Genomic DNA, 14,490 nt, shown 5'->3' on the forward strand with positions numbered 1-14,490 from the left:
GGATCAATGCGCAAGGTAACAAAGCTGCTTGTCATGGCCGGTTCGAACCTTTCTGTTAGATGAACGAATCCTGACAGGGTCGTCAAAAGGGGATCAGTACATGACGTTCAGCAGTCTGCTCGGCGCTTCCGCACTCGCCGGCACGTTGTTCATTCACGCCAATGCCTGGGCGCAGACCGCGCCTGCGACGCAGACGCTGCCGGACAGTGGCGCGCTGTCGCCATCGGCCGTACCCAATGCCACCACGCCCGACGCGCAGGTGACGCCCGACGGTCTCCGCATCAATTCGGATGGCTCGACCCAGCGTGTCGCGCAGACGAACGACGAAGGCGTCGCCACGACCGAGCCGCTGCGGGATGAGTCTGGCCGCACGGCCGACATTATCGTGACGGGATCGCGCATTCCGGTCCGCAACACGATCGACGCCGCGGTTCCAATCACCGCCGTCACCGCGACCGAACTGCTCGGCTCGCGCGGCGACATTTCGCTCGGCGACGCGATCAGCCAGCTGCCGCAGCTGCGCAGCTCCTTCACCCAGGCGAACTCGATCGGCTCGATCGGCACCGCGGGCATCAACGCACTCGACCTGCGCGGCCTCGGCACCGCGCGCACGCTGACGCTGCTCAACAACCGCCGCATCGTCACCTCGCAGCCGGGTCAGTACACCCCCGACATCAACACCATTCCGTTCGACCTCGTTGAGCGGATCGATACGGTGACGGGCGGCAATTCGGCGATCTATGGTTCCGATGCGGTCGCAGGTGTCGTCAACATCACTACCCGACGCGAGTATGACGGCGCACGCTTCCGCGTCCAGGGCGGTGCCACGACCTACGGCGATCGCGGCAGCTATCTCGCCTCGGGTATGGTCGGAAAGACGATCCTCGATGGCCGGCTCAACATCACGGTCGCGGGTGAGTACAGCCACTCGGAGCCGCTGTTCTACGCTGATCGCGAGTATCTCGGCGCGTTCAACGGCACACCGGGGTTTATCACCTCGCAGATCACCACGGCGCCGAACCGCAACTTCGACGGCATTCCCAACGCCGTATTCGTCGATGGCGGGATCAAGTTCACCAACATCTCGACCGGCGGCCTGGTGCAGACCAGCTGCCCGGCCGCGACCGCGACCAACGCCGCACGCCGCGCGGCGAACTGCACCGGGCAGAACAATCCGCTCGGCACGCCGCTCGCCTATTTCTACGTCTTCCAGCCCGACGGCACGCTGATCCGCAACGACCCCTCGCAGGGGCTGGTCGACAATCGCGGCATCGGTGGTGGCGTGCTCGGCGGCCTGACTGCGACGGGCGTTGAGGACGCGATGCTGCTTCCGGGCGTCGATCGCTATCTCGGCTCGGTGTTCATGACCGGCAACTTCTCTGCCGGGTTCAAGCCGTTCGCCGAATTCTCATTCGCGCGCATCGACGTGACGCAGCAGAGCACGCAGCCGACCTTCACCGGCGGTACGCTCAGCCGCACCGTCAGCATCAACAACCCGTTCCTGACCGCGCAGTCGCGGCAGACGCTGACGACGATCCTGGCACCGGGCGCGACCACCTTCGGGCTTGACCGCTTCAACAACGATTTCGGCACACGTGCCGAGTTCCACCGCCGCGACACCTATCGCGGCGTGGTCGGCGTGAACGGCAACATCACGAACAACATTCGCTACGAAGTGGCGGGCAATTACGGCCGGACCGAGAATTTCTATCGTACCGGCGGCAACGTCCTGATCCAGAACTACAACAACGCGTTCAATGCGGTCGCGGCGCCCGCCGGCTACACCGGCACCAGTTTCGTGACCACGCCGAGCGGTGGTCGTGCGGTCTGCGCGATCAACGCCGACGCGAGCACGGCCAACGACGATCCGAACTGCGTGCCGCTCAACCTGTTCGGCCGTCGCAATTACGACCAGCGCGCGCTCAACTACGTGCTGTATACCTCGACCCGCAATCAGTGGGCCGAGCAGATCGACGCAACTGCGTTCGTCGCGGGCGATACCGGCGGCTTCTTCCGCCTGCCGGGCGGTCCGATCGGCTTCTCGATCGGTGGCGAGTACCGTCGCGAGGACGCCAACTCGACGCAGGATCCGGTCACGCAATCGGGTGCGACCTTCCTGAACCCGGCTTCCACCTTCTCGCCCCCCGCGGTCGAGGTGAAGGAAGCGTACGGTGAAATCCGCCTGCCGCTGCTCAGCGACGTGTTCGGCATCCACGAACTGACGGCGGAGGGTGCGGGCCGCGTGTCCGATTACGGCGGTCGTATCGGGTCGGTGACGGCGTGGAACGCGGGCCTGATCTGGGCGCCGGTGCGCGACCTGCGCTTTCGCGGCACGTATTCGCGCTCAATCCGCGCGCCGAACCTCAGCAACCTGTATGCGTCGCGTGCGATCACCTACGCCACCATCAGTGACCCCTGCGATCAGCCGGGCGGCAGCAACGCGGGCAACAACATCGACTCGAACCCTAACCGCCGTCGCAACTGCGCGGCCGCGGGGATCCCGACGACGTTGACCTTCACCAACCCCGACGGCATCGTCACCACGCGTCCGTGGAGCAACGTGCCGGGTTCGACCCCGGCAGGCGTCAACCAGGGCAACCAGGACCTCGAACCGGAAATCGGCTACAGCTTCACCGTGGGTGGCGCCTTTACCCCGACCTTCCTGCCCGGGTTCAAGCTGACGGTCGATTACTACAATATTCGAGTGAAGAACGTGATCTCGGGCCTGACCGGCCAGACGATCATCAACCGCTGCTACGACGACCCGGTCGGGATCGACAACGTGTTCTGCGCTGCGGTATTCCGTCGCACCAGCACCGACGCGGTCCAGAACGGCGCGTTCAATGGCCAGAACTCACGCAACATCGAAGGCACCAACTACACCTTCGGTACCGCGGGTGACGGCATCTCGTTCCTCAACCAGCCGTTCAACTTCGCCAAGCTGGAAACGAAGGGCATCGACGTCGACGTGTCCTACGCGCACACCTTCAGCGAGGATTTCGGCCTGAACGTGCGCGGTCTGGCCAGCTACCTGATAACACGTCGCTCGTTCTACTACATCAGCGAGCCGAGCCGGTACGACCGCATCAACGACACGCTGGGCGATCCGTCGTGGCAGGCGCAAGCGACGATCAACGCGCGCTTCCGCAACTTCGACATCAACTACAACGCGCGTTACATCGGAAAGCAGATCGTCTCGGCGCTGTCGTACGACACGTTCTTCTCGGTGCAGGGGCGTCCGCCGCTCAACCCGGATGCGCGGCCATTCAAATATTACGATCCGATCGTCTACCACAACGTCCGGCTCAACCTGAACGCGACCAAGCAGTTCTCCTTCTACCTCGGTGTGGACAACCTCACCAACGAACTGCCGCCGTACGACCAGACCGGCAACGGCGACGGCGCGATCTACCCGAACACCGGGCGTTTCCTGTACGCAGGTGCGACCGCGCGCTTCTGATCCGCGCCACGATCAAGAAATTGAGGGCCGTCTCGCGAGAGGCGGCCCCTTTTCATACGTGGTCACTCGCACTCAGCGAATTACCACCACCTTGACCTCGGCTGCGGCTGCGATCTCCTTCCACTTGCGGTCGGAGGTCCAGGCCGGCAGTCCGTCGCGCTTGGCGAGCGCGAGGCAGAAGCGATCGCCGAGCGATAGCCCGCCCTCGACGGTGTGGCGCCGCAGCCGCCCCGCCTCGCGCGCGAGCGCCGCATCGGCGGGGACCAGCTCGACGGGGAGTGGGCGCAGCATGGCGTCGACCTCGTCGTCGGGCATGCCGAGCTTGTGGTAGTGCGAGGCAACCTCAGCCATGTTGACCACCGACATGCGCGCGCCGGCGAGCGCGCCCTCGACCTTCTTGGCGCCAGCCTCGCCGCGCAGCAGCGCGAGCAGCGCCGAGGCGTCGAGCACGACCCTCATTCGCCGTTCTCCGCGGCGCGGCTGGCAAGGAAATCGTCGACGCTCGCGCCGGGGGCGTCGCGGTAGCGTCGCGCGAGCGCCTGCGCCTGCGCCACGATCTGCGGCACGGTGCGCAGCACGACGCCATCGGCCGTCTCGTCGAGATAAACCGCACCGCCGCCGGTGAGCCCAAGCCGCTTGCGGATGTCGGCCGGCAGGCTCATGCGGCCGTTGGACGTGATGTTGACTTGGACGGTCATGGTGGCAGCCTGTTGCTCGGTGTGTCGCTGGGGACAGTATAGGCGCATCATTGCCGACCCTCAACGTCGGTGATGCCGTGCCACACGTGCAGAAGCGTGACACGCCCCCTCCCCTATGCCACGCTTCGTGCAGGCACTTTCCATAATCGTGGCTTATGGTAGGAACAAGGCGGTTATTGCTCAGAACAGGATAGCGGGGCAGGGTGGTGTACGAAGGTAGCAATACACCAGCGCCGAGCGCGCCCGATCAGGGCAAGCGAGATCCTTTGAGTCTCACGGTCGGCGACGTGCCACAACCGGAATCTAAAGACACAAGTGACACCATCATGTCGGCCACCAGCGAACAAGCCGTGCCGACCACGCTGCTGCTCGTCCGGACCCACGCCGTGCTGCCGACGCGCCGCTCGCGGCGCGCCGGCGGCGACGATGCCGCCACACCCGACGCGCGGTTGCTGACCGTGCTCGGCCGCGCCGCACCCGCCGGCCTGCCCCCGGTTAGCGCGCTCGGCGTCGAGACCGCGCTCGAGGCGATGGCCGACGCCTCCAAGCTTGCGGTCGCGGCCGACCTCGACTGCTGGCTCGACTGGTGCGCCGGCGAGCACCGGCGCCCGTGTCCCGCCGATCCCGAGGACTTGGTGCGCTACCTGCGCGCGCTCGAAGCCGACGGCAAGAAGCCCGCAACGCTATCTCGCCGCATCGCCAGCCTTGCGACGGTGCACCGGCTGCTCGGCCTCGGCAGCGACGCCTTGCCGACGTCGGCGCCGATGGTCCGCAACGCGCTGCGCGGCAACCGCCGGCGCCAGGGCGCGGCGCAACGCCAGGCCGCCCCGCTCCGCTTTGGCGGCGGGCTCGGTGAGGCGGGTGGCTTCACTTTGTCGGCGCTGCTCGCCGCCTGTACCGGCGATGCCCAGGGCCTGCGCGATGCAGCGCTGCTGTCACTCGGCTACGACGCCGGCCTGCGGGTCAGCGAACTGATCGCCGTCGCGGTTGCCGACCTCAGACCGCAGTCGGACGGCACCGGGTTGCTTCACCTGCCGCGCTCCAAGACCGACCAGGAAGGGATCGGGGCCTGGGCGTGGTTGTCCGCCGACACGATGCGCCGCGTTGCCGCGTGGCTGGCCGAGGCTGCGATTACCGAGGGCGTGCTGTTCCGCCGTGTCGGCGTCGACCGACGTCGGCAACGGTCCAAGGAGCTCGCCGATGCGCGCTGGGGCGACGAGGACGCGGAGGGTGCAGCGCTGCTGGTGACCTACACGATTGGAAGCGCGCCGCTGACCCGGCAGGGTGTGACCGGCATCTACCGTCGCATCGCGCGCGCGGCCGCTGACGCCGGGCTGGTCGACCTGCCCGCGGGCGAACTCGATGGGGCGATCGCGGCGCTGTCCACGCACTCGCTGCGCGTCGGGCTGACGCAGGACCTGTTCGCGGCGGGCGAGGACGGTGCGGGGATCGCGCTCACGCTGCGCTGGTCGTCACCGTCGACGGCGCTTCGTTACGGACGTCGATTGCAGGCGCAGAGCGGTGTTGCCGCCCGCGTTCTGTCGCGCGTGCGGGGGTGAACGTCCTGCTCGATAACTCGCGCTGTCGCATGACGTAAGAAAACGCGCCCGGACGCGGGTTCGAGCAGGTGAACCGGCATCCGGGCGCGATCCCACCGCGCAGGCGGGGACCCGCTAGAGGGGGAGAACGGGGGTGCTTGCACCTCCCGCGCGGTGGAATGGGATTACTTGCCGTCCTTGCCCGAGGCGCCCGAGACGGCGTCGCCGGCCGATTTCAGGTCCCGGCCCGCGCCGTCGACGGTGTTGCATGCGGCGAGCGCCAGCATCGCGGTCAGGCCGGTCGCTAGGATGATCTTCTTCATGGAACTACCTCCTTGATGAAAGGTATGGCCGGGCCGGTACGCCGCCCCGTCGCGGGCACTCAGCGCAGGCGGCGCCGCGTCGCCGTCGTGGCGCCAAAGGCGGCCGCACCGGCACCGACCAGCAGCGCGAGCACGAGGATGAACGAGGTCTTCGACGCCGCACCCGCGGCCGCGTCGGCAGCCTTCTTGGCGGTCTGAACCGCTTCGTTCTTGGTCTGGACGAAGCGCTGCTTGGCCTGGGTCACCTGCGCCTGCGCCTCCGGGCGGCTGATCTTGCGCTGTGCGGCGACGATGTCGACGATGCGGTTCTCGGCACGCTGGCCGTCGGCCCCGCCGCGGGCGAGCGCGGGCAGTTCCTTCGCGACTTCCTTCTGCGCCTGCTCGGGCGTCATCTGCGCCGGATCGCTGGGCGCGTCGGAGAGATAGTCGGACGCTTCCTGGCGGACGTCGTTCTGGTCGATGCCTGCGACCGAGGCAGCCTGCGGCGCGACGCGCGCTGCGGCACCGACGGTCGAGCCCGCCGCGCTCGCGACGCTGCCGACGGTGCGGAACGCGCCACCGATGATGCCACCGACCGCCGAGGTCAGCAGATAGATCGTCAGGATCAGCGTCACGCCCCAGACGACCAGGCCGTGGGCCAGCGCGTCGAAGCGGTCGGTCACACCCGACACGCGCGCGGCGGTATAGCCGCCCGCACCAAGCGCGATCACGGTGGTGATCAGCCAGTAGATGCCCGCACCGATGCCGAAGCCTGCCGCGCCCGGCGTCGTGCCCTCGGTCGGATCGACCATCGAGAGGCCGATGCCCGTGCCGAGGATGCCGAGCACCACCTGCACCGCAATCGCGATCACGACGCCGGCGAAGATCGCCCCCCAGGACACGCGCGCGAAACGCGCGGTGAGCGCGGTGTCGGTCGCGACGTAATCGTCCCGAACCCCCGTTACATTGGTCGCCATATTCACTCCTGTTCTTGTTTCGGATTGTTGGTGTCGGTGTCGCGCGCGCGGGTCTTCGGCACCTCGGCGTCCCGCTGCTTCGCGGCGTCGCGTTGCTCACTGCGGCCGTCGCGCACGGCCTGGTCGTCGCCGAGCAGCTTGCCGATCGCCTCCTGCGCGGCGCCCTTGGCCTCGCGTACGGGGGCGGAAGCAGGGGGAGCGGATTTCTCGCGTTTGTCGGGTGTGTCGTCGCTCACGCGTTCGCCTCCGCTAACAGCCGTTCGCCGTCGAACCCGCGCGCGCGCGCCCAGGCGGCCGCGGCGGTGCGGCGGTTGACGCCGATCTTGGCGTAGATGCGCGCGACGTGGTTGCGCACGGTGTTGCCCGACACGCCCAGCGCCCGCGCGATGCTCTTGTCGTCGAGCCCGCGGCAGATCAGCGCCAGCACCTCGCGCTCGCGCGGGGTGAGATCGTCGAGCGAGGCGCCGCGCTCGTCGGGCATCGGTGCGCGCAACCGCGCGAGCTTGTCCATGATCGAGCGACTGAACCAGCTGGTGTCCTTCATCACCGCCTCGATCGCCTCGACCAGTTCGAGCTCGGTCGCCTTGCGCTGGGTGATGTCCTGGAAGGCCCACAGCAGGCATCCGTCGCCGTTGAGGGTGAACGCCTCGGTCGAGACGAGGCAGTCGATATGCCCGCCCTCGCGCGTCGCGATCCCCGCCTCGTGACCGCGCAAGCCATTGCCTTCCTCGATCGCGCGCTCGATCTCGCGGCCGGTCTCCTTACCCGCCCACAAGCCGACCTCGCTCAGCGACCGGCCGATGATTGCAGAGGCGGCATAGCCGGTCAGCTGGGTGAAGCTGGCGTTGATCTCGCATAATAGATGCCCGTCGCGCGCGCCGATCGCCATCGCGACGGGTGCCATCTGGAACGTGCGGGTGAAGCGCTCCTCGCTGTGGCGCAGCGCCTCCTCCGCCTTACGCCTAGGCTCGAGGTCGGCGAAGGTGAACAGCATGCATGGTTGATCGTTGAGCTCGATCGGCTGCCCGGCGACGATCACCAGCTTGGTGCCGCCCTCCGCCAGATCGAGCCGCGCCTCCATCTGCGGGATCGTCGTGCCCTCGGCCAAGCGTTCCTTGGCGAGGTCGCGGCGGTCGGCGTCGCGCAGCACGTCGATGTCGTAGACGGTGCGGCTGAGCACATGGTCGCGCGCGAAGCCGGTCATCTCGAGGAAGCCCTGGTTCACCTTGACGAAGCGCAGGTCGGACAGGCGACAGATCACCGCGGGCGCGGGATTGGCATTGAACGACTGCTCGAACCGGTCCTCCGCCTCATATTGCGCGGTCACGTCCTGGATCACGAGCACGACGCAGGTCGGCGCGTCCTCGTCGCGGTCGTTGAGCACCAGGCTGCGCACCTGGTGGACCCAGCGCGGATCTTCCTCGCCAGCGACCGTGACCTCGACCACCACTTCGGAGAAGCTGTCGCCCGCTACCACACGCTCGATCGGGTAATCGTCGGCCGCGACACGGCGGTTATTGCGATAGCGCAGCTGGAAACGCCGACGATAATCGTCGACGTCGTGGCCCAGCTCCTCGAGCGCGGACACGCCGTGCATCTTCAGCGCCGCGTCGTTCGCCCACAGCAACGTCTGGTCGGGATCGATCAGGATCACGCCCTCGTCGAGCCCCGCGATGATCTGGCGCAGGTGGCGCAGATCGGCGGTCTCGCGCAGGGAAGTCAGTGACGCGGCCATGCGTTCAGGCGCGATCGCCGTGGATCAGCCAGCCTAGCAGGTAGCCACCGATGCCGGCGCCGACTGCCGCGAGCACCGCCCACGACGCGGGATTGTCCGACACCGCCGCGTTTGCCTTGCGGGTGCCGCGCGCAGCCGCGTCGCCGGCACGATCGGCGAGGTCGCGGGCGCGGTCGGTTGCGCGATCGGTAACGTCGCGGGCGCGATCGCCGGCGTCATCGGCCGCGTCGCCCAGCCGCTCGCGTGCCTGGTCGAACCGCTCCTTTGCCTCGTCGACGAATCCCGGTGCGGCGTCGATCGCGTCCTCGGCGACCGAGCGCGCGCGACCGTAGAGGTTCTCCGCCCCGCCCGCGACCTGATCGACCACGCCGTCGACCTGCCACTCACGGCTGTCGACCGCGTCGCCGACCGCCTTCTCGACCTTGCCGCCCAGGTAGCGCGCACCGCCGTGCAGTTCGTTCTTGTTCATGCCTGTTCCTCCACCGGACGAACGCACGCGCCACTTCCCGCCCGCGGACACGAGCCACATCGCGGCGAGCGGGCGGGGATAGGGGCGTGCGTCACCATCAACTCCGTTACGGTTGCGCAACACAGCCGGTTCGGACGCATCAACCTATGTTATCGATTTTGGTTGCTGGTAATTTTAGGCGGTAGAACTGGTGTTATTCTACTATGGGGTGGGTATATGAAGCAGCACCCGACCCCCCAGATCGGCCGTGACATGGCTGATCATCACGGTGTTGCGCGCGGAGAAACGCCGAAGCGATTGGTACCAGTGTCTGGTGAATCAGCGGCGGGTCACGCGCAATATTCAATCGGCATTGATCCCGATTGTACGTAATTGGCGTAATTTATAGCAGATTATCTTAACCTACGTTGCCTTAGGACAAGCCAATGTCCAAAGCCTAGGGTTCCCCAATCTATCGCCGATTACCGCGCAAGATCGCGGTCGCCGGCAACGTTGCGAGAGCATTCGGGCGGGATCGTCGCGGCAATGTTCTCCTGATCGGAGCCGCCAGTCTTATCCCGTTATTCGGGCTTCTGGGCGGCGCACTCGACCTGACGCGAATGTACATGGTCCGCACGCGCCTCCAGCAGGCATGCGACGCGTCGGTCATGTCGGGGCGGGCCGCAATGGGCAACCGCACCTGGGACAATAGTTCAAAAGCAGTGGCGGACCGGTATTTCACCGCCAATTTCGACCCCGGCCGCTACGGGACATCGGGATCGAAGATCGACTATGAGGTCGGCAGCGATCTGGTGGTCAAGGGCGCGGCGAGCGTGTCCCTGCCGATGGCCATCATGCAAATGTTCGGTTACGGCGACAAGCTGATCACGGCGACCTGCGACGCCAAACTGGAACTGCCGAACTCCGACGTGATGTTCGTGCTCGATACCACCTTGTCCATGTCGGAAACGAACGCCGGCGACAGCGTCAGCCGTATACAGGCGTTGCGCAATTCGGTTGTCGGCTTTCACGCCATTCTGGAGAATGCGCGGGGGCCGCAGACGCGGGTCCGCTACGGCTTCGTCCCGTACGCCTCCACCGTGAACGTCGGAACGCTTCTGCGGCCCGACTGGATCGCCGATCGCTGGACCTACCAGTCGCGCGAGTACGACCGCACCGAGCAGGTCGAGAGCAAGGCCGCCGACTACAACACGTCATGGTCCAGCTGGAGACAGGTCAGCGGCAGCAAATCGTCGAGGACGTACACGATCCCGCCCGAGAATTGCGTCGCTCCCCAGGGCACCAGCAGCTCAAAGACGGAGAAGGGACCCGTCACCACCGACGCCGATGGCAAGCGCGTCTGGACCGAAACCCGCACCACCAAGGGTGTCAGTTATTCCGCGTCGCTGTCGAACAGCGTTTGTACGGTCACGGAGACGACGTACAACGACTACGTCGACGAGCAGACGGTCACGCAGACACCGAACAAGAATGCGGGATCCGTGTCCTATTCCAATCGCACTTGGTGGAAATACAAACCGGTCGAATACGGTCTCGTTGCCCTGAAAGCGACAGGGTCAGACGGCGCGGTCGTCGGGGGCACGTTCAACGCCATGGTCGCGAACGACAACAAGGTGCGGGAGATCAAATGGGATAAAAGCAACGCCTGCATCGAGGAGCGCCAGACGAGCGGCGGAAACACACCCGCTGCCGCGACAGCCGAATCCGACCTCGACGTCGACGCCTTGCCGCGGGCGGGCAATCCGGCGACGCAGTGGCGACCCGCGCTTCCCGGCCTGGTGTACGCGCGCAAGCAGACCAGTCTCACCACCATGCCGGACTCGTCGTGGGGGTCGCCGACCGTGGTGGTCAATACCTCCTCGAACTACGCGACACCCAACGACAGTCTGGGGCTTCGCGGCGCCTGCCCCACCTACGCGCGAAAGCTCCAGTCGATCGATGCGGGAACGCTGCAGACCTACATGAACGCGCTGAAGCCGGCGGGTCTCACCTACCATGACATCGGGTTCCTGTGGGGATTGCGCCTTCTTTCCGCGCAGGGGATCTTCGCGAACGAGAACCAGGCGCCATCCACGGGCAAGGTCGCGCGTCACCTGATCTTCATGACCGACGGACAGACGGAAACGAACATCGGTGACTATGACGCCTACGGCCTGTCGGCGCTCGACCGGCGTCGGACACCGGCCAACCGCCTGCCGACCGCGGTGGAGCAGAACGCCATCGTCGAACAGCGACTGTCAGGCCTGTGCTCCATCGCCAAGGCCAAGGGCGTCACCGTGTGGGTGATCGCGTTCGGTACGTCGCTGACGCCGCTGTTGTCGGATTGCGCGAATTCCGGTCACGCGTTCGAGGCGAAGAATGCGGCCCAGCTGCAGGACGCGTTCAGCAACATCGCCGCGCGCATCTCGCAGCTGAGGCTTATCAAGTGATCGCGTACTCGCGGACCATCGGGGAGCGCGTGCGTAGCTGGCTCGGGACCCTCGCGAGCGCGGAGCGGGGCGTCAGCGCGCTGGAATTCGCGCTGGTCGCGCCGTTGTTCCTGTTTATCGTCGTCGGCGGTCTGGAGCTCGGCTACACGAGCTACGTGAAAGCGATGCTCGAAGGCGAGATGCAGAGGGTCGGCCGATCGCGCACGATGGAAACAGCCAGTTCGGACGAGCAGCGCGCCTTTCTGCAAAAGCGGGTCGTGGACGCGGTACATACGCTGGCGCCCAACGCGGAGGTCACGTTCTCGCGAAAGGTCTACCGGGACTATACGGGGGCCATGACCGGTAAGGAGCCGTTCAAGGATGCGAATGGCAACGGCATATGTGACGCCAAAGAAGTGTACGAGGATTTGAACAACAATGGCGTCTGGGGTGACGCGGGAATAGAAGGCAGTGATGGAGGAGCACGAGACATCGTGGTCTTCACCGCCTCGATCGATTATGAGCGCCTCTTGAGCGCGAACCTGCTGGGCTGGACCAGATCGGCCAAGTTGCAGGCCAAGACCGCCCTGCGTAATCAGCCGTTCGATCAACAGGCAACCCGGCCCGAGCGGACCTGCCGATGAGCGGTCGTCTCATCTCGCGGGTGACACAAGAGCAGCGCGGTGTCGCGATGATCGAGTTCGCACTGATCGTGCCGTTGCTCCTGCTGGCCATTCTCGGCCTGTTGGAGCTGGCGAATATAGCCTTGCAACGCCAGCGTGTCAGTCAGGCGGCCTTGCTGATCGCCGACAACGCGGGTCGCATCGGCAACATGGGCATGACAGGTCCTGAGCGGGTTACGGAGGATGAGATAAACGACGCTCTGATCAGCGCCGATATCCAGCAACCGGAGCTGAACCTGCCCGACAGGGCCCGCGTCATCTTGACGTCGCTCGAGGCCAACAAGGAGGGTGGGCAATGGCTCCATTGGCAACGGTGCCGCGGCGCTCTGGTACATAAATCTTCGTGGGGGGAAGAAAATGACGGAGAGCATGGCAAATCGGTGACCGGCATGGGACCGAGTGGCGGACGGATCACCGCCGATGCGGAGCAACCCGTGATGTTCGTCGAGATCGCCTACCAGGTACAGCCACTGATCCTGGCGACCTACGCCAACAAGACGATCGTCGAGACCGCAGCCATGCCGATCCGCGTCGAACGCGATACAAGTTCGGTTGTCGCAGGAGACGCGATCAAGTCGAGGTGCAAGTAAGACTCGATGGGTATCAAAGCAGGCATCTTGATCGTTCCGGCTTAGCGTGATCGACGGTATATCGGTGCCATCTTTGACATCGGAAAACCTATGCTTCTGACCAATCCGTCGGGATAGTGTCGTCATCTAATCCCTGTTGCTGCCGGTTAGAAAAGACACATTCGTTGCCAGATAGAACTGACACCGCTGATGCGGTGAGTTCTGAGAGGGCTACGGACCCGCTGCGCCAGCAGCGGGCTCGGTTACGCCAGAACAGTAGGGAGTGAGGCAGGTTCCTGGGGGGGGGGGCGTGGTCCGAACTCGGCCTGCGTATTCGGCCAGTCCACGCGAGGCGAGTTCCGTGTCGGAAAGGCGCGGTCCGCGCTTCAGTTTCGGCGTGCAGAGCGTGCGGCGATCCACCTTCGATGCAGTCGGAGCAGCCGAGGCGGCGAACATGCCGCCAGTCTGGGCGGTCCGCGCCGGCTCGTTGTTGTTCCGCTTGCGGTGGTGTGGTGCCGTTTCCTGCAGGAGCCGCGCCATCGCCAGCGCCGCGTCGAGATGCTTGTTGTCGACCACCGCTGCCTGGTTCACCCGCTGCATCTTGTCGAACACGCGATAGGGCAAAGCCTCCCCGTCATGCCGGATCTCGATCCGCCCATCGGGATACTCGCAGACATCTACCCGCTTGCGCGCCAGCGCCTGGCTGGTCCGGTTCGGCTCCAGGATGAACAGCGCCTTATGAGATGGACGCCTCCCGCCACTTCGGTCGTTTTGGCCGAGCAACGCGGAAGGAGAGAGGACCATGTCACTGTTCATGCTGGCGATCGACATCGGCAAGCTGTCGTTTCACGTCCACGGCGTCGATGCGGACGGCGTCATCGTGTCGCGTAAGGTGAGCCGAGCCAAGCTCCCGAGCCTCGTCGAGGAGCTCAACCCCGAGATTGTGGCCATGGAGGCGTGCGCCAGTTCGCATCATTGGGGGCGGCTGTTTCAGTCGGCTGGCCGGGAGGTTCGACTCATCAACGCCTACTTCGTGCGTCCCTTCGTCCGTGGATCCAAAAACGACGCCGTTGACGCTGAGGCGATCTGGGACGCGGCCAGCCGCCCGACAATGCGGTTCGTGCCGGTCAAAACGGCCGATCAGCAAAGCTTACAGTCGATACACTGCGTGCGGGACCGGCTGGTGCACGCGCGGACCTCGCTTATCAACCACATGCGCGGCCTTATGGCGGAGTACGGCATCGTGTTGCCGAAGGGGGCCAAGCGCTTCACCTCCGGAGCCGAGGAGACGATAGCGGCCTCGGACCTGCCGCCGCTCGCGCGCGACTTGTTCGACGAGTTGAGCGATGAGCTGCGGGATGTCGATCGTCGCATCTCCCGCGTTGACGCAAAGCTCGTTGCCATATGCAAGGAGAACGCGTCGTGCCGTAGGCTCATGGCCATGCCAGGGATTGGACCGGTAATCGCGACAGCCCTCGTCGCGGCGGTCGATGACGCCCGTCGTTTCCGCTCCGGCAGAGACCTGGCAGCGTGGATCGGGCTGGTCCCACGGCAGTATACGACGGGCGGGAAGCCTAGGCCGGATCGACATTCATCGTAGCCAGATCATGGCAGCGGCGAGATGGACGAAGCCGGTGAAGTGGATGATGCG

The 14,490-nt window shown here is 65.6% G+C and carries 12 protein-coding genes and 2 pseudogenes; 6 read left to right on the forward strand and 8 right to left on the reverse strand.

What is annotated here, in order from left to right; genetic code table 11:
* Nucleotides 1-100: 100 nt before the first annotated feature.
* A pseudogene (locus tag HRV97_RS16145) lies at nucleotides 101-3,346 on the forward strand (TonB-dependent receptor domain-containing protein); the annotation flags it as partial.
* A gap of 186 nt (nucleotides 3,347-3,532) precedes the next feature.
* Here the strand turns inward: HRV97_RS16145 and HRV97_RS16150 are convergent.
* Both HRV97_RS16150 and HRV97_RS16155 read right to left on the reverse strand, forming a co-directional pair.
* Nucleotides 3,533-3,919 (reverse strand): type II toxin-antitoxin system VapC family toxin, encoded by a 387-nt coding sequence (locus tag HRV97_RS16150; RefSeq protein WP_174195170.1) that lies wholly within the window; start codon nucleotides 3,917-3,919, stop codon nucleotides 3,533-3,535.
* Complete coding sequence (locus HRV97_RS16155; protein WP_174195171.1) at nucleotides 3,916-4,158, reverse strand: AbrB/MazE/SpoVT family DNA-binding domain-containing protein; 243 nt, start codon at nucleotides 4,156-4,158, stop codon at nucleotides 3,916-3,918. The genes HRV97_RS16150 and HRV97_RS16155 overlap by 4 nt, the downstream gene beginning before the upstream one ends.
* Nucleotides 4,159-4,484: 326 nt before the next feature.
* Between HRV97_RS16155 and HRV97_RS16160 the strand changes: the two genes are divergently transcribed.
* Nucleotides 4,485-5,717, forward strand: coding sequence for a tyrosine-type recombinase/integrase (locus HRV97_RS16160; RefSeq protein WP_174195172.1), 1,233 nt, complete (start codon nucleotides 4,485-4,487; stop codon nucleotides 5,715-5,717).
* Between the two features lie 164 nt (nucleotides 5,718-5,881).
* Here HRV97_RS16160 and HRV97_RS16165 read toward each other — a convergent pair whose 3' ends face one another.
* From HRV97_RS16165 to HRV97_RS16185, 5 genes are read right to left on the reverse strand one after another with little or no spacing between them, the layout of a single operon-like run.
* Entirely contained in the window at nucleotides 5,882-6,019 is a 138-nt protein-coding gene (locus tag HRV97_RS16165; RefSeq protein ID WP_174195173.1) for an entericidin A/B family lipoprotein, read from the reverse strand.
* A 59-nt stretch (nucleotides 6,020-6,078) separates the two neighbouring features.
* Nucleotides 6,079-6,975: a hypothetical protein gene (locus HRV97_RS16170; RefSeq protein ID WP_246248808.1), complete on the reverse strand. Its 897-nt coding sequence runs from the start codon at nucleotides 6,973-6,975 to the stop codon at nucleotides 6,079-6,081.
* A 2-nt stretch (nucleotides 6,976-6,977) separates the two neighbouring features.
* Nucleotides 6,978-7,211, reverse strand: coding sequence for a CsbD family protein (locus tag HRV97_RS16175; protein ID WP_174195174.1), 234 nt, complete (start codon nucleotides 7,209-7,211; stop codon nucleotides 6,978-6,980).
* Nucleotides 7,208-8,710 carry a PAS domain S-box protein gene (locus HRV97_RS16180; RefSeq protein WP_174195175.1) on the reverse strand — a complete coding sequence of 501 codons (1,503 nt, stop codon included), beginning with the start codon at nucleotides 8,708-8,710 and terminating at the stop codon, nucleotides 7,208-7,210. The genes HRV97_RS16175 and HRV97_RS16180 overlap by 4 nt, the downstream gene beginning before the upstream one ends.
* A gap of 4 nt (nucleotides 8,711-8,714) precedes the next feature.
* Nucleotides 8,715-9,179, reverse strand: coding sequence for a CsbD family protein (locus tag HRV97_RS16185; protein ID WP_174195176.1), 465 nt, complete (start codon nucleotides 9,177-9,179; stop codon nucleotides 8,715-8,717).
* A 533-nt stretch (nucleotides 9,180-9,712) separates the two neighbouring features.
* Here HRV97_RS16185 and HRV97_RS16190 point away from each other — a divergent pair.
* The 3 genes from HRV97_RS16190 to HRV97_RS16200 are packed head-to-tail and all read left to right on the forward strand — an operon-like array spanning nucleotide 9,713 to nucleotide 12,860.
* The gene (locus HRV97_RS16190) at nucleotides 9,713-11,608 is read left to right on the forward strand and encodes a TadE/TadG family type IV pilus assembly protein (protein ID WP_223176908.1); all 1,896 of its coding nucleotides are present in this window, start codon (nucleotides 9,713-9,715) and stop codon (nucleotides 11,606-11,608) included.
* Nucleotides 11,609-11,637: 29 nt separating this feature from the next.
* Entirely contained in the window at nucleotides 11,638-12,231 is a 594-nt protein-coding gene (locus HRV97_RS16195; protein WP_223176907.1) for a TadE/TadG family type IV pilus assembly protein, read from the forward strand.
* A 47-nt stretch (nucleotides 12,232-12,278) separates the two neighbouring features.
* Entirely contained in the window at nucleotides 12,279-12,860 is a 582-nt protein-coding gene (locus HRV97_RS16200; RefSeq protein ID WP_174195178.1) for a TadE/TadG family type IV pilus assembly protein, read from the forward strand.
* A 210-nt stretch (nucleotides 12,861-13,070) separates the two neighbouring features.
* Here HRV97_RS16200 and HRV97_RS16205 read toward each other — a convergent pair whose 3' ends face one another.
* Nucleotides 13,071-13,670, reverse strand: a complete 600-nt coding sequence (locus HRV97_RS16205) for a hypothetical protein (RefSeq protein ID WP_174195179.1) — start codon at nucleotides 13,668-13,670, stop codon at nucleotides 13,071-13,073.
* On the opposite strand from HRV97_RS16205, the pseudogene HRV97_RS16210 reads away from it, so the two are divergent.
* Nucleotides 13,648-14,415: pseudogene (locus tag HRV97_RS16210) on the forward strand (IS110 family RNA-guided transposase); the annotation flags it as partial. The gene HRV97_RS16205 and the pseudogene HRV97_RS16210 sit on opposite strands and share 23 nt — an antisense overlap.
* Nucleotides 14,416-14,490: the final 75 nt, after the last annotated feature.

It is taken from the genome of Sphingomonas hominis (assembly GCF_013328205.1).
GTDB lineage: Bacteria > Pseudomonadota > Alphaproteobacteria > Sphingomonadales > Sphingomonadaceae > Sphingomonas > Sphingomonas hominis.